The sequence below is a fragment of the Streptomyces sp. NBC_01450 genome (assembly GCF_036227505.1).
In the GTDB taxonomy this organism is placed as follows: domain Bacteria; phylum Actinomycetota; class Actinomycetes; order Streptomycetales; family Streptomycetaceae; genus Streptomyces.
Genome location: NZ_CP109480.1, coordinates 902,323 through 923,559, shown reverse-complemented (window position 1 = coordinate 923,559; position 21,237 = coordinate 902,323). Strand labels below are relative to the sequence as shown.

Sequence of the window (21,237 nt, the reverse complement as noted above, 5' to 3'; positions counted from 1 at the left end):
GTCCGCACCAGCCCGCCCGTGGACGCGTCAGAGGTTGTAGGCGAACTTACGGCCCGCGCCGCCGTCGACCACCAGGGTCTGACCCGTGATCCAGGCCGAGAGGTCCGTCAGGAAGAACAGGATGGCCGACGCGATGTCGCTCGTCCTGCCCACCCGCCCCAACGGCACCTGTCCGGCGGCCCGGTCGTAGTAGTCGGGCTCGGGGTGCCGCTCGGCCACACGAGGGGTCGCCGTCTGTCCGGGTGCCACGACGTTCACCCGGATGTCCGGTCCGAGTTCGAGGGACGCCGTACTGACCAGGTTGACGAGGCCTGCCTTCGCCGCGCCGTACACGGCGTGGTGGGGGGCGGACCGCAGACCGGAGACGGAACCGACGAACACCATGGAGCCGCCCTCCGTCATGGCCTTCGCGCCGACCTGAAGGGCGAGGAGGACATGACGGAGATTCAGATCGAGCCCGCGCTGCCAGAGTTCGTCGGTCACCTCGCCCAGTGGGCCGTTGTCGGAGATACCGACGATGTCCGCCAGCCCGTGCAGCGGACCGAAGCGCGCGACGGCCTCGGCGACCAGCCGCTCCACATCCGCGCGGTCGGTGGCGTCGCCGGTGAGGGCCAGGCCGTCGATCTCGTCGGCGACCGCCGCGGCGCGCTCGGGGTCCCTGTCGACCACGGACACCCTGGCACCGACGTTCGCCGCGGCGAGGCAGGTCTGCCGGCCGATGCCCAGCCCCCCGCCGAGTACGAGGACATGCCTGTCCTTGAGATCGATCAGACCACGGTAGTCGGGCGTGAGTTCGGTGATGCCCATCGTGCCTCCCTCTCTGCCGAGGGGCCGGTCCGCAAGACGCCGGAGAAGGTGCTGACACGTTCCTTGACGCCCGGCGGAGACACCTCGTTAATATAGCCATATCCGTTAAAGAAGTTAGATGAATAAGCGAGAAGTGTTCAACGCCCCGGCCGAAGTCCGGGCTTGAGGGAGCGGGACAACGCGACCGTGCCGCACGGAATCTGCGTCCGCCGCCCGATGGAGAGGTGAATCCCGAATGATCCAGGTGCAGCCGGAACCCTTTCTCCGTGGTGTACTGCCGGGACTGTCGTGGGCCGAGGGCGGCTCACGGCTGCCGCTCGCGGGGTGCGCGAAGCTGACGGCCGACACCGTGCGGGCCGCCCGCGTGCCGGCCGGCGTCCATCTGGCTTTCACCGGCCCGGCGTCGACGGTCGAGCTGACGGTGGAGGTGGGGGAGCGGACCACCGTGCCGGCCCCCACCGTCCCCGAGGGATTCGTCGTACGAGTGCCGGGGAGCCCCTCCCGGTTGGTCCCCCTGCCTTCCCGGGACGGAACGGTGCGCGTGCGGTTGCCGGAGCGGGACCGGGACCGCGTGGTGCGGGTGTACCTGCCCGAGTCGACGGAGGTGACGGTGGTCGGCCTGGCGGGTGACCAGCGTCCGGAACCCGCTGCGCGGGGCCCCCTCTGGGTGGTCTACGGCGACTCCATCACGCAGGGCTGGTCGGTCACGGAGCCCGGACTGGCGTGGCCCTCACAGGTCGCCGACACCCTCGGACTCGACCTGGTCAACCTCGGCTTCGCAGGGTCGGCGCGCGGCGAACTCCTGACCGCCGACGTGCTGGCCGCCTCCGGGGCGGAGGCCGTGACCCTGGCCTGGGGAACCAACGCCTACTCGTCCCTGCCGACCAGCACCGCCCAGATCGCGGAGACCATGCGGCTCTACCTCACCACCGTGCGCGAAGGCCTTCCCGAGGTCCCGGTCGTGGTGGTGAGCCCGATCGTCCGCCCGGACGCGGAACACGTCCCCAACCGGTTCGGCGCGAGCCTCGCTGATCTGCGTGCCGGCCTGGAGGGCGCGGTGCGCCGGTTCGCCGAGGCGAGAGGGGACGACCGTGTGACCCTCGTGCCGGGACTGGACCTCGTAGCGCCCGAACACCTCGTGGACGGCATCCATCCAGGGGACGTGGGGCACCGCAGCCTCGCCGAGGGCGTCATGCCGCATGTCGCCGCCGGGCTCGGACGGGACGTCGCACCCGCGAGGGCAGGTGCGACATGACGAGCTGTCCGAAACACGCCCGCCGCCCTGCGGGAGAGGGTCCGAGCCGTGACGGGCGCGTCGCCGAACCCGTGGAAGGCCCCCACCGACATCACCTGCGCGCATGCCGCGTCCGCAGGCCGTTCACCAGTGACCGCACCAGCGCAGCACCGCCGCACCACGGCGGGGAGGAGTGAGATGGACCCGTCGAACGTGTTCCGGCTGACCGGAAAGGTGGCCGTGGTCACCGGCGCCGGGAGCGGCATCGGGCGGGCGAGCGCGGGTGTCCTCGCCGCGGCCGGCGCCCGGGTCGTCGTCGCCGATCTGGACCTGGCGGGCGCCGAGGAGACCGTGGCCGACATCAAGGAGGAAGGCGGGGAGGCCGTGGCCCGCCGGGTGGACGTGGCGGATCCGGCCGCCATGGGCGCGCTGGTCGACGAGACCGTCTCCGGACTCGGGCGGCTGGATGTCCTCGTCAACAACGCGGGCATCATGATCCGCCGTCCGCTCGCCGAGGTCCCGCCCGACGAGTTCGACCGCATCCTGTCGGTCAACCTCAAGAGCGTTCTCTACGGCAGCCAGGCCGCGGCGCGGGTGATGCGGCCTGGGTCGAGCATCGTCAACACACTCTCCACGATCATCGACTTCGCCACCGCCGGCACCGGCTCCTACGCCGCCGCCAAGAAGGGCGGCGAGGCGCTGACCCGGACCTTCGCCGTCGAACTGGGACCCCGGGGCATCCGGGTCAACGGCGTCGCACCCGGCTGGACGGACACCGGCATCACCCGGCAGCGGCACGTGGACGACGCGGGCGAGTTCCAGCAGAGCGGGTTCGACCAGCTCGCCGGCAGGATGGCCGCCGCCGCTCCGCTGGGAACGGTGGCCGAGGCGATCGACTCCGCGTACGCCGTGCTCTATCTGGCGTCGGACGCGAGCCGCTGCGTCACCGGACACGTGATCCGCGTCAACGGCGGCGCGTCCATGGCCTGAGGGGCGATCATGACAGGAAGACTGCACGGCAAGGTGGCACTGATCACCGGCTCCGCGCGCGGCCAAGGCGCCTGCGAGGCCGCTCTGTTCGCGCGGGAGGGCGCCGAGGTCATCGTCAGTGACGTACTGGACGATCGCGGTGAGGCGACCGCACGTTCGGTGGCGGGCTGCTACGTCCACCTCGACGTCACCTCCGTCGCGGACTGGAGCGCCGCCGCCGACACCGTGCGCGAGCGGTTCGGGCGCCTGGACGTCTTGGTCAACAACGCGGGGATCGCGCCCGCACGGCTGGGCCGGGTGGACGAACTCGACGTCGAGGATCACCTCCGGCTCTTCGACGTCAACGTCCATGGCGCCTTCTACGGCATCCGCGCCCTGCTGCCTCTGCTGCGGAAGGGCCGCGGCGCCTCGATCATCAACGTGTCGTCGATCGACGGGCTGACCGGCATCGGCTCGATGGCGAGCTATGTCGCGTCGAAGCACGCGCTGACCGGACTCACCCGGTCGATGGCGATCGATCTGGGCCCCCTCGGGATCCGGGTCAACTCCCTGAACCCGGGGGTCATCGACACACCTCTGGTCCGCTCGATCGGCGAAGCCAGGTCGGCGAGGCTGGCCCGCACCGTGGAGCGGCAGCCCCTGGCCCGGATGGGCCGGTCCGAGGAGGTCGCGGCCCTGGCCCTCTTCCTCGCCTCGGACGAGGCGTCGTACTGCACCGGGTCCCAGTTCACCGCCGACGGCGGTCATCTCGCCGGCCCCTACCGGGAGTTACCTGTCTGATCAAGGCCCGGCCGATCGGCCGGGACGAGCCGCTTCGACCAAGAGCGGGCTCCGCCGGGAGTCCGCAGTGATCTGACGACGCAGAGCCGATGAAGTCTTTCCCCATGAGGGACCCGTTGGACGACGCCCGATGCCGACCAGGGCGCCGTCCAGGGATGCTCAGGAGGTCACCGTGTCCGAATCCCCGTCCAGTATGGTCGACAGGGTCGTCATGATCCTGGGTGTCTTCGAGCGGTCCACCGGACCGCTCAACCTGGGGCAGATCAGCGCCCGCAGCGGTCTCCCGCGCTCCTCCGTGCACCGGATCCTCCAGCAGTTGGTCAACGCCCGTCTGCTGAGCAGGTACGACAACGAGTACCGGCTGGGACTGCGCATGTTCGAGATCGGCAGCCTGGTCGTGCACCGCACCCGGATGAACGAGGCTGCCAGGCCCCTGTTGCAGGAACTGTGCACGGCCACCGGACACGTGGTGCACCTGGCGGTACTCGACCGGCAGGACGTCGTCTACCTGGACAAGGTCGGCGGGAACTTCGCCAGCACCCTGCCGTCCAGGATCGGGGGCCGTTTCCCCGCCCACTGCACCGCGGTGGGCAAGGCGATTCTCGCCCACTCGCCCAAGGACGTGGTGGACGAGTACCTCTGGAGCGATCTGGGCCGCCGTACGGAGGCGAGCATCGCCACGCCCCAGGCCCTGGAAGCCGTCCTCGCCCGGATCCGCAGCACCGGATACGCCACGGAGACCGGGGAGTCCGTCTCCGGGGTGTCGTGCGTGGCCGCACCCGTTCTCGTCATGAACCAGGCGATCGCCGGCATCTCGGTGTGCGGCCCCCAGGAGCGCATCCGTGTCGACGAGCTGAAGTTCCACGTGAAATGGATCGCCGCCGAGATCTCCCGCCGCCTGACGGCCACCTCCACGCCACGGCCGCGCCCGCGCCCTCTGATCACTTCTGTCCCGCTCAGCGGGCACATGGCGTCCGCCGGCGTGGCCGACGCCGGACGATGAGAGCGTGATGGACGAAGCGGTGATGACCGCGAACCCGCGACGACCGGCCCCGGCCGCGATCCGTCGGCCCCGCACACCGCGGTGCCGATGGACCGCCGCACGCGGAGGACACTCATGACGGCCGGGACGGAAGCCGTGCTCGCGGCGGCCACCCGGCTGGAGCAGGCGAGTTCCACCGGGCGGGCATGCGGGCCGGTCACCGACCTCATCGGCGGGACCGACATCGCGACCGCCTACCGGGTGCAGCAGACCGTCACCGAACGCAGGCTGGCCACCGGCGCCCGGCTGATCGGGCGGAAGATCGGGCTGACCTCCGCGGCGGTGCAGTCGCAGGTGGGGGTCGACCGGCCCGACTTCGGTGTCCTCTTCGACGACATGCGCTATGTCGACGGTGACGTCGTGCCCTACGGCAGGCTGTTGCAGCCCAAGGCCGAGGCCGAGGTCGCGTTCCTGCTGCGCCGCGACCTCACCGACACCCGCGACCTGTCCGTGCTGCGGGAGGCCGTGGAAGCGGCCTACCCGGCCGTGGAGATCGTCGACAGCCGTATCGCGGACTGGAAGATCGGCATTACGGACACCGTGGCCGACAACGCCTCGTCCGGGGTCTTCGTGCTGGGCGGTGAAGGACGGTCGCTGGACGTCTTCGAGCCGGTGGACACGGTCATGACGATGCGGCGCGACGGCGAGATCGTCTCCAGCGGCACCGGGCGCGACTGTCTCGGGGACCCGCTCAACGCACTCGGCTGGCTCGCCGCGACCGCGATCGAGTTCGGTTCGCCGCTGCGCGCGGGGGACCTGGTGCTCTCCGGGGCGCTGGGGCCGATGGTCCCGGTGCTCCCAGGGGACGTCTTCGAGGTGACGATCGAGCCGCTCGGCACCATCACCGCCCGCTTCTCGGAGGAAAAGGGAGAGTGATGACGGACAGGGTGGGAGTCGCGATCATCGGGTCGGGCAACATCGGAACCGACCTGCTGATCAAGATCAAACGTACCTCGAAGAACCTCGAGGCACTCGCCATGGTAGGGATCGACCCCGAGTCTGACGGTCTGGCCCGCGCCGCCCGCCTAGGCGTGGCGACGACGGCGGAGGGGGTCGAGGGCCTGTTCCGTATGCCGGAGTTCGAGCGGGTCCGGATCGTGCTCGACGCGACCAGCGCCGCCGCGCATGTCGCCAACGCGCGGGCGCTGGAGGGGTCCGGACGGCGGCTGGTGGATCTGACACCGGCGGCGCTCGGCCCCTTCGTGATCCCTGCCGTCAACCTCGGCGAACACCTCGACGCCCCGAACATCAACATGGTGACGTGCGGCGGTCAGGCCAATATCCCGATCGTGGCCGCCGTGTCCCGGGTGACGGAGGTGCCGTACGCGGAGATCGTCGCGTCCGTCGCCTCGCGTTCCGCGGGTCCGGGCACCCGGGCCAACATCGACGAGTTCACCGAGACCACCGCCCACGCCATCGAGACGGTGGGCCGCGCCCGCCGCGGCAAGGCGATCATCATCCTCAACCCGGCCGAACCGCCGCTGATCATGCGGGACACGGTGTTCTGTCTGGTCGGCGAGGCCGACCACGACGAGATCCGTCGGTCCGTCGAGGAGATGGTGGCCGAGGTCGCCACCTATGTGCCGGGCTACCGCCTGGTGCAGGACGTGCAGTTCACCCCGATCGAGCGCGCCGAAGCCGCGACCCTGCTGCCCCAGGCAGCCGGCCCGGTCGACACCAAGGTGTCGGTGTTCCTGGAGGTCGAGGGAGCCGCGCACTACCTGCCCGCCTACGCGGGCAACCTCGACATCATGACGTCCGCCGCGTTGCGCGTCGCCGAGCGGATCGTCGAGCAGGCGGAGCTGGTGGCCCGATGACCGAGATCTACGTCCAGGACGTGACCCTGCGCGACGGTATGCACGCCATCCGGCACCGCATCGAGCCCGAGCAGGTCGGCCGGATCGTCGCCGCCCTCGACCGGGCCGGAGTGGCGGCCATCGAGGTCAGCCACGGCGACGGCCTGGCCGGCGCCAGCCTCAACTACGGACCCGGCAGCCACACCGACTGGGAGTGGATCGAGGCCGCCGTCGCCAACGCCCCCCGCGCGATCATCACGACCCTGCTGCTCCCCGGCGTCGGCACCATCACCGAACTCCGCAAGGCCTTCGACCTGGGCGTGCGTTCGGTGCGGGTCGCCACCCACTGCACCGAGGCGGACGTGGCGGCACAGCACATCGCCGAGGCCCGCGAACTCGGCATGGACGTCTCCGGGTTCCTGATGATGAGCCATATGCTCCCGCCGGCCGAACTCGCCCGGCAGGCGAAGCTGATGGAGTCCTACGGCGCGCACTGCGTCTACATCACCGACTCCGCCGGCCGGCTCACCTCGGAGGACGTCCGCGACCGGGTCAGGGCCTACCGGGAGGTGCTCGACGGCGACACCCAGATCGGTATCCACGCCCACGAGAACCTCTCGCTCGGCGTCGCCAACTCCCTCGCCGCGGTGGAGGAGGGCGCCTACCGCGTCGACGCCTCACTGGCCGGACAGGGCGCGGCCGCGGGCAACAACCCCATCGAGCCGTTCGTGGCGGTCGCCAACCTCAAGGGCTGGAAGACGGGTTGCGACCTGTTCACGCTGGAGGACGCCGCCGACGATCTCGTACGACCGCTCCAGGACCGTCCCGTCCGGGTGGACCGGGAGACCCTCACCATCGGCTACGCCGGCGTGTACGGCAGTTTCCTGCGCCATGCCGAGAACGCGGCGCGGCTGTACGGGGTCGACACCCGGGAGATCCTCGTCGAGGCGGGCCGCCGCCAACTCGTCGGTGGGCAGGAGGACATGCTCATCGACATCGCACTGACACTCCAGACCCAGAAGTCCTGAGGTCCCGTACGCGAGCCTTCCCGACCCGGTCGGTATCCAACAACCCGGGTCGGACCACCACATCGAGCTGTCCTCCGGGTCGTCTCTCCTTCGCCCCGGACTGGGAGGCATTGGAATGGAAACGTCCCGAGGCGGAGTACGAGCAGAAGCCAGGGGTGTCGGACGATGACGGCACTCACCTTCGAGTCGACCAGGGTCACCCACGACGTGGACGGACTCACCTTCGCCTGCCACGAGGCGGGTGAGGGCGAGCCACTGTTCCTGCTGCACGGGTCCGGCCCCGGCGTCAGCGCCTGGTCGAACTTCCGCTACAACCTGCCTGTCTTCGCCGAGAACTTCCGCACGATCGCGCCCGACCTCCCGGGGTTCGGCGGCAGCGACCTGCCGGAACTCACCGAGGTCTATCCGGTGGCCGCCGCGCGCCGGATCGCCGGCCTCATGGACGAACTGGGCATCGAGTCCGCGGTGTTCGTCGGCAATTCCATGGGCGGCGCGGTCGCGGCGGAGCTCGCCGCCCTGTACCCCGAACGGGTCCGCCGACTGGCTCTCATGGGATCGGGCGGACTCTCCGTTGGGCTGTTCGCCGCCGAGCCGAGCGAGGGTTTCGTACGGCTCTTCGAGTTCCTCGACGAACCCACCCGGGAGCGCATGATCGCCTGGGTCAGGACCATGGTCAGCGACCACGGCAGGATCACCGACGAACTCATCGACGAGCGTATGCACAACGCTCTGGAGGAAGGTGTCATCGACAAGACCCGGAAGATCATCGGGTCGATGTTCCATCCCGCTCTGCGGCAGAAGTACACGCCCCTGTGGACCAAGGCGGCGTCCTTCACCACTCCGACCCTGCTGCTGTGGGGGCGCGACGACCGCATGCTCCCCTACGACCAGGCGCACTTCGCCACCCGGTGGCTGCCGGAGGTCGAGCTGCACACCTTCGCCCGCTGCGGTCACTGGGTGCAGGTGGAGCGCAAGACCGAGTTCGAACGAGTGGTGCTGGAGTTCCTCACCCGGAAGACATCGGAAGTGGAAGGTGCGGGGCATGGCGCATGAAGTCGTCGAGAGAGTAGAGCAGTACGGTCCGAAGCTGGCCGAACTTGCCGTCGAGAACGAGAAGTTGGGCAGGCTGAGCGACGAGACCGTCGGTCTCCTGCGCTCAGCCGGTGTGCTACGCCTGCTCCAGCCGACCAAGTTCGGCGGCTACGCGGCGCACCCCCGCGACTTCGCCGAAGCCGTGATGGCCGTGGCCCGGCACGACGGTGCCGCCGGCTGGGTGTGCGGCGTCGTGGGAGTCCACCCCTGGGAAGTCGCCCAGATGGACCCGCGGGTCGCCCAGGAGATCTGGGGCGAGAACCAGGACACCTGGATCGCCTCCCCCTACATGCCGAACGGGATCGCCGAGCCGGTGGACGGCGGCTACGTCCTCTCCGGGCGCTGGCCCTTCTCGTCGGGGACCGACCACTGTGACTGGGTGTTCCTCGGCGCACTGGTCGGGGACGGCAAGGGCAGGCCGGCCTCGCCGCCGAGCGTGCTGCACGTGATCCTGCCCAGGTCGTCGTACGAGATCATCGACGACACCTGGGACGTCATCGGACTGTCCGGTACCGGCAGCAAGGACGTCGTCGTCGACGGCGCGTTCATCCCCACCTACCGGACCGTCAACCAGGACGAGGTGTCGGCCGGGGAAGCGGCGGTGGGCAACGGTGTCACCGAAGCCCTCTACCGGCTGCCGTTCACCTCGATGTTCCCGCTCGGGATCACCTCGGCCGTCATCGGCATCTGCGAGGGAGCCCTGGACGTCCACCTGGCCCAGCAGCGCGACCGGGTCGCGGTGACCGGTGTGCAGGTGCGCGACGACCCGTACGTGCTCTACTCGGCGGGCGAGGCCGCCGCGGAGATCGCCGCCTCTCGTGTGCAGCTGATCGACGGGATCAGCCGGGTGTACGAGCAGGTCGCGGCCGGAGAGCCGGTGTCCGTCGAGGAGCGCTCCAGGGTCCGGCGCAACCAGGTGCGCTGCGCCTGGCGGGCGGTGTCGGCCCTCGACGAGATCTTCGCGAGGTCCGGGGGCAACGTCATCCGGCGTGACAACGCGTTGCAGCGCTACTGGCGGGACGCGCATGTCGGCCTGGCCCACATGATTCATGTCCCGGGCGCGGCCTACCACGCCAACTCCCTGGCCCAGATGGGTCTCGAACTACCGCCGCAGCTGCGGGTGCTGATCTGAATTCCGGTGCCGTGGGCGAGGAGGAGAGAACACATGCAGAGTGAGAGCGGAACGAACGCCTCTTCCCCCGGTCTCCCGGACTCCCCGCACGACAAGGCCCACTTCCGCCAGGTGCTGGGGAACTTCCCCACGAGCGTGGTGGCCATCACGGCGGGAGCGCCCGGAGGACGGCCCGAGGGGATGATCGTCGGATCGTTCACGTCGGTCTCCCTCGATCCGCCCCTGGTGGCCTTCCTGGCGGACCGCTCCTCCGGGACCTTCCCCAGGATCCGGGCGGCCGGCCGCTACTGCGTCAACGCACTGGCGGCCGACCAGGAGGTCCTGTGCCGGTCGATGGCGACCAGGAGCGCCGACCGCTTCGACGGCGTCCCCTGGCGGCTCTCGCCGTTGGGCAACCCCGTGCTCGACGGCGTGGTCGCCTGGATCGACTGCGAGCTCGCGGAGGTCGTCGAGATCGGCGACCACTGTCTGGCCGTGGGGCGGGTTCATGCCCTGCGCGCCGAGTCGGCCAAGACACCGCTGCTGTTCTTCCGCGGCGGCTACGGCGACTACTTCTCCACCACTTCGCTGGTACTGGACCGGCTCGTCGGTTGGTAGCGGCGGTCCCGCGAACGCGGAGCGGGCGGCGAGTCCCAGGACTTGCCGCCCGCTCCGTCGTGTGGCCGGGTGGGGGAGTGGCCTCAGCCGGCCAGGTCCGGCTCGCGCACGGTGACCTCGGCCAGTTCGATGCCGCGGGTCTGGAGCCCCTCCTCGATGAACGCCTTGAGCGACTCGCCGTCGAGCACACATGTGGCGCAGGCGTCGTTGTGGCCTCGGGAGTAGTCGACCGTCAGACGGGACTGCTCGGGAGCGAACTCCGCGAGCCGGATGGAACCTCCGTCGGGAGCGACCATCGGTTCCAGCAGTTCGAGCACTTCGTTGACGACGTCCTGGGCTTGCGGCATGGCCGGTCTCCTCTGTCGTGGGATGAGCGTGCCGGGGGTTTCCGACGGGGACGCGCGAGGTCTGCGGGGCGCCCCTCTCAGGGAGCTTCGGCGGCGTCGAGTGTGTCCATCAGCGCCAGACTGGACCGTGCGTAGGCCTGCCGGCGGCGCTCGCCGACCATGAACGACGGCGGCGCGAAGTAGGCGACGTCACGGGCGATCGACGCCCGGCGCCGGCGGAGGGCGGCCGCCGCGTCGGCTGTGCTCCCGCACAGCGCGATGGCGTCGACCATGGAGTCCGTCACGGCCCGCGCCATGTCGTCGAACCGTCCGTCGGCGAACGCCTCCCTGATCTTCTCGACCTGTGAGGTCCAGCCGTGGTGTGCGGCGAACGCGTCGTAGGTGCGTACGGTCAGGTAGAAGGCGATCATCCGGCGCATGTCGGTGACGGCGCGCTCGGGATCGTCGTCGTCGATCGCGGTCAGCAGCCAGCCGTGCTCCAGCGGCCGCCGGTCGTGTCCGCTCTCGCGCGCGCCGGCCTCGACGGCCGGACGGACGACGCCGTCCCACCAGTCGTCCGTGAAGAGTCCGTGGCCGATGATCCCGTCGGCCGTGCGGCCGGCGGCGGTCGCCATCCCGCGCTGGAACCCGGCCAGCAGGATCGGCACGTCGATCCGGCCCAGCACCGGCGCCTTCACCCGCGCGTCGATCCGGTAGAACTCGCCCTCGAAACGGATACGTTGACCGTTCTCGGCGTGCAGCCACGCTCGTACGGCCGTCACCAGCTCGGACATCCGCGCCACGGGGCGGTCCGCCGCCACACCGCACCAGTCGCGGTTGATGGCGAACGCCCCCGAGCCCAGACCGGCGAAGACGCGTCCGGGCGCCTGCTTCCACAGGTCACGGATCGCCGTCGCATGGGCGAACGGCGTACGCGAGAACCCGTACGCGATCGCCGGACCGACGAGAGCCCTTCGGGTCGACGCGACCATCCCGGCGACCGTGACATAGGCGTCGTGGTCCGCGAACTCGCCGGTGCAGAAGGCCGCGACGCCCGCGGCCTCGGCCTCCGGGCCGACCTCCGCGCCGGGCCAGGGCATGCCGAACTCAGTCATGTGCGCCGATCCTCCCGCAAGTGTCGTGCACTGCTCGGCTGAGCATATGAATTGTAGCATTGAGTTAGCTGATTCAGGTGGTCGGATACCTTCACATCATTTAACTGTTCTTCTAAAATCGCCCCGTTGGTCGGAGGCCCCAGGACGGAGAAACAGGGATGACGCACACCTCGGCCGCGCCCACGGATCTCGATCGGGCGCGCGCCAAGTACCGAGCCGAGCGGGACAAGCGCCTCGATCCCTCGCGCCGGGAGATCCTGGACCTCTCGGCACGCGAGAAGCTGGTGGAGGATCCCTTCACGGATGTGGCGCCGCGTGAGCCGCTGCACGACACGGTCGATGTGATGGTGGTGGGAGGAGGATTCGGCGGTCTGCTCGCCGCGGCACATCTGCGCAAGGCAGGAGTCGAACGCATCCGTATCGTCGAGAAGGGCGGAGACGTCGGCGGCGTGTGGTACTGGAACCGGTATCCGGGCGCGATGTGTGACGTCGAGTCGTACGTGTATCTGCCGATGCTGGAGGAGCTCGACTACATACCCCGGCGCCGATACTCGTACGGCCCCGAGATCCTCGCCCACGCCCAGCGGCTGGCCAGGCACTTCAAGCTCTACGACCACGCGCTCTTCCACACCTCGGTGACCGGGTTGAAGTGGCAGGAGCGGAGCGCCAGATGGATCGTGCGCACCGATCGCGGCGACGAGTTTCAGGCGCGGTACGTGGTGGTGGCCCACGGCTCGTTCACCTCGCTCAAGCTGCCGGCGATCGAGGGCATCGACAGCTTCGAGGGCGCGCTGTTCCACACCTCGCGATGGGACTACGACTACACCGGCGGCGACAGCTCCAGCCCTCTCACCGGACTCGGTGACAAGAGGGTCGGCGTCATCGGCACCGGCGCCACCGCGGTCCAGATCGTGGCCCCGCTCGCCGAGTCGGCCCAGCGGCTCTACGTGTTCCAGCGCACCCCCTCCACGGTCGCCGTCCGGGACAACAGGGAAACGGACTACGCGTGGGCGCGTTCTCTGGAGCCGGGCTGGCAGAAGCGGCGGCGGGAGAACTTCACCGCGGTCACCAACGGCGAGCGGATCACCGAGGACTTGGTGGGGGACGGCTGGACCGTCTTCTACCACGCGATGCTCAGCGGCGACGAATACGGCGCCCTGAATCCTCAGGAGGTCGCGGAGCAGCGCGAGCTGACCGACCTGGAGCACATGGAGCACATCCGGGCCCGGATCGACGAGGTGGTGCGGGATCCGGCGACCGCGGAGGCGCTCAAGCCCTACTACCGCTACCAGTGCAAACGTCCCTGCTTCCACGACGAGTACCTGCCGGCCTTCAACCGGCCGAACGTCGAACTCGTCGACACCCAGGGCGAGGGCGTCCGGCGGATCACCCCGCGGGGAGTCGCGGTCGGCGAGGTCGAGTACCCGCTCGACTGCATCATCCTGGCGACCGGCTTCGACCAGGACTCAGCATACGTCGACCGGGTGGGATTCGACGTCACCGGTCGCGACGGCCTCACCCTCTCCCGGAAGTGGGAGAACGGTCCGGAGACCCTGCACGGCGTGATGTCGAGCGGCTTCCCCAACTTCTTCCTCCTGCCGCCCAACTACACGCAGGGCACCGCCGCGGTGAACTTCTGCCACACCCTGGACGAGACCGCGCAGCATGTCGCCGTCCTCGTCGCCGAGTTCGAGCGGCGGGGAGTGATCGCGGACGTCACCAGGCAGGGCGAGGAGGCGTACGTCCGGCAGGTGACGGAGGGCTCCGGGCTGGCGCTCCTGGGCGGGGGCGGCTTCCTGAAGGACTGCACGCCGGGCCGCTGGAACAACGAAGGGGATCCAGACGGCCGCCCCCGGAAGAACGTCAACTACCCGGGCACCTCCACGGCGTACTTCACCATGCTGGAGGAATGGCGGCACCGCTGTGAGTTCGACGAGCTGAGCCTCACCCCCGCGCCGAAGCCGAGCCCCGAGGTCTCCGTCGCGAAGCCCGTCGACGACGAGAGGAGTGCACGATGACCGGCACCGTTCCCGAGGCACCCGTACCGAGCGCGCCGAACGCGCACCGTTTCCAGGACAAGGTCGTCTTCATCACCGGAGCGGCCCGCGGGCAAGGACGGGCCGAGGCGGTGCGCTTCGCCGCGGAGGGCGCGGACATCATCGCGCTGGACATCTGCGAGGACCTCCCCACCACGACGTACCCGGGGGCGACTCCCGAGGACCTCGCCGAAACCGCCCGGCTCGTCGAGAAGCTCGGCCGGCGCATCCTCACCCACAAGGCCGACGTACGCGACTTCCCCGCCGTACGGGCAGCCCTGGAGGAGAGCGTCCGCGCACTCGGCCGCCTGGACGTCGTGGTGGCCAACGCCGGTATGACGACCTTCGCCCGCACCTGGGAGATCGACCTGGAGCACTGGAACGCGACGCTCGACATCAACCTCACCGGAGCCTTCCACACCGTGAAGGCCGCCGTCCCGCTGATGATCCAGCAGGGGACCGGTGGCGCGATCGTCTTCACCAGCTCGGTCGCCGGACTGCGCGGGCTGCCACTGCTCGCCGACTACGTGGCGGCCAAGCACGGTGTCACCGGACTGGCCAAGACCCTGGCGAACGAACTGGGGGACCACCGGATCCGGGTGAACTCCGTGCATCCCCACGGGGTCGACACCAAACTCGTCCCCGGGATCCGACCGATCCTGGAGAACGACCCGCAACTGAGCGCCTTCTTCCAGGGCGTCCTCCCCGACGGCGTCAGCCAGGCCGAGGACATCGCCGCGGCCGTTGCCTGGATCGCCTCGGACGAGGCACGTCACGTCAGCGGCATACAACTGCCGGTGGACCTCGGCCGTACCAACCGTTGACGCCACCGGGTCCCGCACATTCCGTACCGGTCACCGGAATCGCGCCACCTGCGTGACTGAGGCCGACAACACACTGATGATGCGGCCGCCCGGCCGGGCGGGCGTATGCGGGCGCTCGGCCAGGGACGGGCGCCGAAGCTCCAGGACGTCGTCCTCGGCGCAGGTGACCCGGGCGCGAGAGCCTCAGACGAGGAGGACAGTGATGGCCAGTGGGGAGAACTACGACGTCGTCGTCGTGGGATCCGGAGGAGGTGGTCTGGTCGGAGCCTATGTCGCGGCGTCGCGAGGCCTGCGCACGCTCGTGATCGAGAAGACGGACCGGGTCGGCGGAACGACCGCCTACTCCGGTGCGGGGCTCTGGTTCCCGGGGTCGGCGCCGCTGCTGCGGGCCGGTGTCGAGGAAGGAAGCGAGGACGCCAGGACCTATCTGCGCAGTGTGGTGGCGGACGACACCAGGGAGCAGCTGCAGGACGCCTACCTGGACGCCGGTCGGAGGCTGATCGACGAACTGGAGCAGAACTCCTGGTTCCAGTCCTTCGTCTACGGACCCGTGCCCGACTACTTCGCGGGGGTACCGGGCTCCTCACCCGCGGGGCGGACCATCTTCCCGCCGGACATAGCCGCGGCGGATCTGGGCGAACGAGCCGAGCTGGTGAGGGACTCGATACCCACCGAACGCTGGGGGGCGGAGCGCCCCGCGGTGTTCACCGGCGGACGGGCACTCATCGGCCGGGCCCTGACGGCCTTCCTGGAGACCGGCAACGGGGAGCTACAGGTCAACACCCGTCTGGAGAGCCTGCTGCTGGAGGACGACAGGGTCGTCGGTGTCACGGCGACGAGCGGGGGTGAGCGGACGACCTTCCGCGCCGAGCGTGGAGTTCTTCTCGCCGCCGGAGGCTTCGAACGCAACGGGGAACTCCGCAAGAAGTACCACGCGGTGCCGCTGGACGGCACGTGGTCGAACGGCTGCCCCGGCAACACCGGCGACGCCCTTCAGGCCGGCATCGCGGTGGGCGCTGCCACCGACCTCCTCGACGAGGCATGGTTCGTACCGGGTCTCGTCCAGCCGGACGGACTACCGGTGTTCCACACGGGAACCCGCGGCGGCATCTGGGTCAATGGTGCCGGCGAGCGCTTCGTGAACGAGACCCGCCCCTACGACCAGGCAGGCCATGAACTGGTCCGTCTGCACTCGGCCACCGGTGTCTCCCACATCCCCTGCCACTGGGTGTTCGACCAGCGTCAGCTCGACCGAGACAGCATCGGCGGGGACCCCAGCCGGCCGCCGGACCCGGCGTGGCTGGAGTCGGGCGCGCTGAAGAAGGCGGACACCCTGGAGGAGCTGGCGGAGCTGATCGGGGTGCCGTACGAGGCTCTGAAGAAGACCGTCGAGGAGTACAACGGCTACTCCGCCACCGGTGTGGACGAGCGGTTCCACCGCGGCGAGACCCCATGGGACCAGATGTACCAGCACATCGTGGGCTTCCCGGCCGGGCCCGTGATGAACTATCCGGCGCCGGCGTCACCGGACTTCGCCCATCCGCTGCTGCCGCCCCTCGACACGGCGCCGTTCTACGCCGCGACCATCGTCCTCTCCGACATCGGCACCAAGGGCGGCCTGAAGACGGACGAGAACGCGCGCGTGCTGCGCCCCGACGGCGGAGCGATCGCGGGTCTCTACGCTGCGGGCAACACGGCGGCGGCCATGTCGGGACGGGTGTACCCGGGCGCCGGGAACCCGATCGGCAGCAGCCTCGCTTTCGCGTACCGAGCCGTCCTCGATCTCGCCGGAGACACGACGGTCTGAGGCCCGATTCGCACCCGTAGCGCCCCGACGCCGCACGGGGTCGCGGCCCCGCACAGGGCCGCGGCCTCGCGCCGGACATCGCCATTCCCGCACACGCAACAGAGGCGACGCGGACGCCGGCACATCACGACGAGCGCTGGAACCCTGGCAAGCGGCGCGGTTGGTGATCAGCGATGCGATGCAGGGCTCTCCATTGATTGTACCGACCGGTCGAAGTAATATTCCTTGCGTGCACATCGGAGTGCCGTCGACCAGGCACAGGGTGCGAGGCGGGCAGCTCCGTGGATGTCATGACGAACGCGCGGTTCAGCGCCGTCTGGCGACGAGGTCAAGGAAGAGGAGAGCGGACATGGCCGAGAAGGTGACCGGTGCCGGCGTGACGGAGGAGACCCCGAAGTTCCCTTCACCCCGGGCGGCGGAGTGCCCGTTCGCACCGCCGCCGGGTCTGCGCGCGCTGCACGGCACGGGCAAGTCGGTGCACAGGGTCGAGACCTGGGACGGCACCACCCCATGGCTGGCCACGACCCACGCCGCGACGCGGCAGTTGCTGGCCGACCCGCGGCTCAGCGCCAACATCGGCGCTTCCGGGTATCCGCACACCACTGCGGGGATGAAGGCGCACGCGGGTCAGATGCAGCCCTCGATCAACAACACCGACGGCCCCGAGCACCAGCGCTGGCGCCGGATGCTGACGAGTTCCTTCACCCGGCACCGGATGGAGAAGCTGCGCCCGGAGATCCAGCGGATCACCGACGACCTCATCGACAAGATGCTCGCGGGCCCGAACCCGACGGACCTGAACGAGGCGCTGTCGCTGCCCCTGCCCTCCCTCATGATCTGCGCGCTGCTCGGCGTGCCCTACGAGGACCACGACTTCTTCCAGCACCACGCCGGCGTCACCAACGCACGGTTCCAGACACCCGAGCAGGGCGCCGAGACCGCCAGGGTGCTGCGCGAGTACATCTCCGGGCTCATCGAGGCCAAGATGGACGACCCCGGCGAGGACGTCCTCTCCGACCTCGCCGAGCGTGTGAAGGCGGGCGATCTGTCCATGACGGAGGCTGCCCCGCTCGGGCACATCCTGCTCGTAGCCGGCCACGACACCAGCGCGAACATGATCACCCTGGGCACGGCCGTGCTCCTGGAGAACCCCGATCAGCTCGCCGCCCTGCGGGACCACAGCGACGATCCGAAGTTCGTGGCCAACGCCGTCGAGGAGCTGCTGCGGTATCTGACGATCCCGCACCTGCTAGCCCGGCGTGCTGTCGCCGAGGACATCGAGATCGACGGCGAGGTCATCCGCGCGGGAGAGGGCGTCATCGCGTCACTGGCGGCGGCCAACTGGGATCCGGAAGCGTTCCCGGAGCCCGAGAAACTCGATCTCGTACGCAAGGCCGCCCATCACATGGCGTTCAGCTGGGGTCCGCACCAGTGCATCGGCCAGCAACTGGCCCGCATCGAACTCCACGTGGTCTTCAGCACGCTGTTCCGCCGGATCCCGACGCTGCGGATGGCGGCCGACCTGTCGGAACTGAAGTTCAAGGAAGACTCGCAGGCCTACGGCATCTACGAGCTGCCCGTCGCCTGGTAATGCGACTTCGGCCCAGGCAGGACGCGCCGAGACGGAGGTTCCGGACCCGCCGCAGGCTGTCCCCATCGCCCCATCGCATGACAACCGCCCCTAGTCGCCCGGCCACCGGGAGGACCGATTGTTGAGGTGGAGAGCACGACCATAGCGTCGCGTCAAAGAGCCGATCCCACGGGGAGCGACAATGACGCTACGCCAATCCCGCACAACGAACACGCCGAGCCCGGACAGACAGGGCTGGACACCACAGCTCGTCGTGTCGACGATCGCCATGGTGATGGTGGTGGAACTGGTCGCACTGAGCTACACGATGACGTCGACGGCGCTCCCCTCGATCACCCGGCACTTCCGTACCGACCAAGGCGGTTGGCTCCTCACCTGCTACATGCTCACCGGCGCGGTCGTCAGCCCACTCCTGGGCAAGCTGGCCGACCTGCACGGCAAACGGCGGGTGTTGCTCGGCGGCCTGACCGTGGCCACAGCCGGCGCGGCCGTCTCCGCGGTCGCGCCGAGCTTCGGAGTCCTCCTGGTCGGCCGGTGCCTGGAGGGGTTCGCCATATCCAGTATGTTCCTCACCTACTCGCTGATGCGCGACGTGTATCCGCCACGCACGGTTCCCCTCGCCGCCAGTATCTCGGTGACGGGTATCGGGGCCTTCGGCGTCGGAGTGCCGTTTCTGGTCGGATGGCTCCTCGACACATTCGGCTTCCGGGGCATGTACACCTTCAATGTGATCGTGATGGTCGTTCTGGCCGCGCTGATCCGGCTGACCACGCGGGAGACCCCGTTGCGGCACCCGGCGCGTGTCGACTACGGGGGTGCCGTGCTGCTCGGGGCCGGCGTCGCCCTGGTGCTGGTGGCGGTCGGTCAGGGACAGCGATGGGGCTGGACCTCGGCCTCCGTCCTCGGTCTGTTCGTCGTCGGCTTCGCGGCACTTGGCGGTTTCGTGCTGAGAGCCCGCAGAACGGCGGAACCCATCCTCAACATCGCGCTGTTCACCCGGCGCCCGATCCTCCTGGCGGCCGTTACGGGTGCGACGGCCTACGGCGCGACGGTGGTGCCCGCCACGATCCTTCCCATCCTGTCGCTCACGCCCGCCTCCATCGGCGGGACGTACGGCCTGGGCATGACCGCGTTCGCCTTCGCCGCCATCGCCTCACCCCAGGCCTTCGCCCAGGTGATCGGGGGAGTGACCGTCAGCCGTGCCGTCCGGCGTCTCGCGGCGCGCTGGTGCATGGTCGCCGGTCTCTCGCTGATCGCGGTCGCCGGGGTCTTCCTCTTCTTCTGCCATGACAGTCTGTGGAAGGTGCTGGCGGGTGCGGTGTGCGACGGCCTGGGGACGGGGCTCGCCTACGGCTCCGTGCCGAACATGGTCATCGCGGAGACTCCGCCGGAGGAACAGGCCTCCATCGCCGGCAGCGTCCAGGTGTGCCAGAGCGGTTTCGCCAGCGTCGTTCCCGTCATCATGTTCGCCATCATGGCGGGCTCGTCGACCGTCTCCGCGGCAGGTGTCCGCTACGGCGAGCCGGGCATTCGCGGCGCGCTGCTGCTCATGGTCGGTCTGGCACTCGGCGGTGCCCTGCTCGCGGTCACCGTGCTGTCGCCGAGGCGGCGCGCAACGGCCTCGGCGACAGTCGCCACGGTGCGCACGACGCTGGCGGAGGGGCCCGCGGACGCCTGAGCGAGCGCGATCAGCCCTTGCGGGTCCTGATCTCCTCGGTCAGCTGCGGGACGACGTCGAAGAGGTCGCCGACGACGTCGTAGTCGACGAGGTCGAAGATCGGGGCCTCGGTGTCCTTGTTGACGGCCACGATGGTCTTGGAGGTCTGTATGCCCGGGCGGTGCTGGATCGCGCCGGAGATGCCGTTGGCGATGTACAGCTGCGGGGAGACGGACTTGCCGGTCCGGCCGACCTGGTCGGCGTGTGGGTACCAGCCGGCGTCGACGGCGGCGCGCGAGGCACCGACGGCGGCGCCGAGCGCGTCGGCAAGAGCTTCCACGGTGGTGAAGTCTCCGTTGACGCCGCGGCCGCCGGAGACCACGATCGCGGCCTCGGTCAGCTCCGGACGCCCGGTCGACTCACGCGCGGTACGGGCGGTCACCTTGGTGCCGGTCGCCGCCGCGGAGAAGACCACCGCGAGGGCCTCGACCGCACCGGCGGCCGGGGCGGCTTCTACGGCGGCGCTGTTGGGCTTGACGGTGATGACCGGGGTGCCCCTGGAGACGCGGGACTTGGTGGTGAAGGACGCGGCGAACACCGACTGGGTGGCCACCGGACCCTCGTCACCGGCCTCCAGGTCGACGGCGTCGGTGATGATGCCCGAGCCGACGCGCAGCGCGAGGCGGGCGGCGATCTCCTTGCCCTCGGCGGAGGACGGGATGAGGACGGCGGCCGGGGAGACGGCCTCGACAGCGGCCCGGGGGGCGTCGACCTTCGGGACGACCAGGTAGTCGGCGTACTCGGACGCGTCGTGGGTAAGAACGCGGGTCGCGCCGTGCTCGGCCGGCGCGGCGGCGGTGTTCTCGGCGCCCGAACCCAGCGCGACGGCGACGGGTTCGCCGATACGGCGGGCCAGGGCCAGTCAGCAGCTCCAGGGTGGGCTTGCGGCCGTGCGGGCCGGACGCGTGGTGGCGTTCTCGACCGCGGTCCAGGCGCCCTCCAGGCCGACCTCCGCCGCCTCGATGTCGAGGTCGGACAGGTCCCAGGACTGAACCGGCTTCTTCTTGGCGGCCATGATGCCCTTGAAGGACGGGTAACGCGCCTCACCCGACTGGTCGGTCACCGAGACCACGGCCGGCAGGGACGCCTCCAACTGCTCGCTGGCGGCGTCGCCGTCGCGGCGGCCCTTTACGACCCCGGCCTCGACGGAGACCTCGGAGAGCAGGGTGACCTGCGGGACGCCCAGCCGCTCGGCCGGCAGGGCCGGGACCACACCGGCGGTGCCGTCGGTGGAGGCCATGCCGGAGACCACCGGGTCGAAGCCGGCCTTCTCGATCGCCTTGGCCAGCACCAGCGAGGTGCCGATGCGGCCGGTGCGACGAG

At 69.8% G+C, this 21,237-nt stretch carries 18 protein-coding genes and 2 pseudogenes; 15 read left to right on the top strand and 5 right to left on the bottom strand.

The features are described 5' to 3' along the window. Window positions 1-27: 27 nt before the first annotated feature. Window positions 28-807 (bottom strand): SDR family NAD(P)-dependent oxidoreductase, encoded by a 780-nt coding sequence (locus OG568_RS04250; protein ID WP_329530331.1) that lies wholly within the window; start codon window positions 805-807, stop codon window positions 28-30. A gap of 235 nt (window positions 808-1,042) precedes the next feature. Here OG568_RS04250 and OG568_RS04245 point away from each other — a divergent pair, with 235 nt between their 5' ends. From OG568_RS04245 to OG568_RS04200, 10 genes are all read left to right on the top strand, one after another. Further along, window positions 1,043-2,062: an SGNH/GDSL hydrolase family protein gene (locus tag OG568_RS04245; RefSeq protein WP_329530330.1), complete on the top strand. Its 1,020-nt coding sequence runs from the start codon at window positions 1,043-1,045 to the stop codon at window positions 2,060-2,062. Between the two features lie 177 nt (window positions 2,063-2,239). After that, complete coding sequence (locus OG568_RS04240; RefSeq protein WP_329530329.1) at window positions 2,240-3,031, top strand: SDR family NAD(P)-dependent oxidoreductase; 792 nt, start codon at window positions 2,240-2,242, stop codon at window positions 3,029-3,031. Window positions 3,032-3,040: 9 nt separating this feature from the next. After that, on the top strand, window positions 3,041-3,811 hold the full coding sequence (locus OG568_RS04235; RefSeq protein ID WP_329530328.1) for an SDR family NAD(P)-dependent oxidoreductase: 771 nt from the start codon (window positions 3,041-3,043) through the stop codon (window positions 3,809-3,811). Window positions 3,812-3,983: 172 nt separating this feature from the next. Then, window positions 3,984-4,814, top strand: coding sequence for an IclR family transcriptional regulator (locus tag OG568_RS04230; RefSeq protein WP_329530327.1), 831 nt, complete (start codon window positions 3,984-3,986; stop codon window positions 4,812-4,814). 114 nt (window positions 4,815-4,928) lie between these two features. After that, the gene (locus OG568_RS04225) at window positions 4,929-5,729 is read left to right on the top strand and encodes a 2-keto-4-pentenoate hydratase (protein ID WP_329530326.1); all 801 of its coding nucleotides are present in this window, start codon (window positions 4,929-4,931) and stop codon (window positions 5,727-5,729) included. Further along, entirely contained in the window at window positions 5,729-6,670 is a 942-nt protein-coding gene (locus tag OG568_RS04220; RefSeq protein WP_329530325.1) for an acetaldehyde dehydrogenase (acetylating), read from the top strand. The genes OG568_RS04225 and OG568_RS04220 overlap by 1 nt, the downstream gene beginning before the upstream one ends. Next, window positions 6,667-7,677: a 4-hydroxy-2-oxovalerate aldolase gene (gene dmpG, locus OG568_RS04215; protein WP_329530324.1), complete on the top strand. Its 1,011-nt coding sequence runs from the start codon at window positions 6,667-6,669 to the stop codon at window positions 7,675-7,677. The genes OG568_RS04220 and dmpG overlap by 4 nt, the downstream gene beginning before the upstream one ends. 165 nt (window positions 7,678-7,842) lie before the next feature. Next, a complete protein-coding gene (locus OG568_RS04210) occupies window positions 7,843-8,730 on the top strand; it encodes an alpha/beta fold hydrolase (RefSeq protein WP_329530323.1) in 888 nt (295 codons plus the stop codon). Further along, window positions 8,720-9,901, top strand: a complete 1,182-nt coding sequence (locus OG568_RS04205) for a hydroxylase (protein WP_329530322.1) — start codon at window positions 8,720-8,722, stop codon at window positions 9,899-9,901. Before OG568_RS04210 ends, OG568_RS04205 begins: the two co-directional genes overlap by 11 nt. A gap of 33 nt (window positions 9,902-9,934) precedes the next feature. Continuing rightward, window positions 9,935-10,498 carry a flavin reductase family protein gene (locus OG568_RS04200; RefSeq protein WP_329530321.1) on the top strand — a complete coding sequence of 188 codons (564 nt, stop codon included), beginning with the start codon at window positions 9,935-9,937 and terminating at the stop codon, window positions 10,496-10,498. Window positions 10,499-10,581: 83 nt separating this feature from the next. Here the strand turns inward: OG568_RS04200 and OG568_RS04195 are convergent, their stop codons facing one another. Then, the gene (locus OG568_RS04195) at window positions 10,582-10,845 is read right to left on the bottom strand and encodes a NifU family protein (protein WP_217562416.1); all 264 of its coding nucleotides are present in this window, start codon (window positions 10,843-10,845) and stop codon (window positions 10,582-10,584) included. Window positions 10,846-10,922: 77 nt separating this feature from the next. Beyond that, window positions 10,923-11,939 carry an LLM class flavin-dependent oxidoreductase gene (locus OG568_RS04190; protein ID WP_329530319.1) on the bottom strand — a complete coding sequence of 339 codons (1,017 nt, stop codon included), beginning with the start codon at window positions 11,937-11,939 and terminating at the stop codon, window positions 10,923-10,925. Between the two features lie 158 nt (window positions 11,940-12,097). Here OG568_RS04190 and OG568_RS04185 point away from each other — a divergent pair, with 158 nt between their 5' ends. From OG568_RS04185 to OG568_RS04165, 5 genes are all read left to right on the top strand, one after another. Continuing rightward, a complete protein-coding gene (locus OG568_RS04185; protein ID WP_329530318.1) occupies window positions 12,098-13,957 on the top strand; it encodes a flavin-containing monooxygenase in 1,860 nt (619 codons plus the stop codon). Continuing rightward, a complete protein-coding gene (locus OG568_RS04180) occupies window positions 13,954-14,799 on the top strand; it encodes a mycofactocin-coupled SDR family oxidoreductase (protein ID WP_329530317.1) in 846 nt (281 codons plus the stop codon). Before OG568_RS04185 ends, OG568_RS04180 begins: the two co-directional genes overlap by 4 nt. A 202-nt stretch (window positions 14,800-15,001) precedes the next feature. Further along, window positions 15,002-16,606, top strand: a complete 1,605-nt coding sequence (locus tag OG568_RS04175; protein WP_329530316.1) for an FAD-dependent oxidoreductase — start codon at window positions 15,002-15,004, stop codon at window positions 16,604-16,606. Between the two features lie 349 nt (window positions 16,607-16,955). Next, entirely contained in the window at window positions 16,956-18,197 is a 1,242-nt protein-coding gene (locus OG568_RS04170) for a cytochrome P450 (RefSeq protein ID WP_329530315.1), read from the top strand. Window positions 18,198-18,378: 181 nt separating this feature from the next. Next, window positions 18,379-19,875, top strand: a complete 1,497-nt coding sequence (locus tag OG568_RS04165) for an MFS transporter (protein WP_329530314.1) — start codon at window positions 18,379-18,381, stop codon at window positions 19,873-19,875. Window positions 19,876-19,885: 10 nt separating this feature from the next. On the opposite strand, the pseudogene OG568_RS04160 reads toward OG568_RS04165, so the two are convergent. Both OG568_RS04160 and OG568_RS04155 read right to left on the bottom strand, forming a co-directional pair. Continuing rightward, window positions 19,886-20,846, bottom strand: a pseudogene (locus OG568_RS04160) (electron transfer flavoprotein subunit alpha/FixB family protein). Next, a pseudogene (locus tag OG568_RS04155) lies at window positions 20,795-21,223 on the bottom strand (electron transfer flavoprotein subunit beta/FixA family protein); the annotation flags it as partial. The pseudogenes OG568_RS04155 and OG568_RS04160, both read right to left, overlap by 52 nt. Window positions 21,224-21,237: the final 14 nt, after the last annotated feature.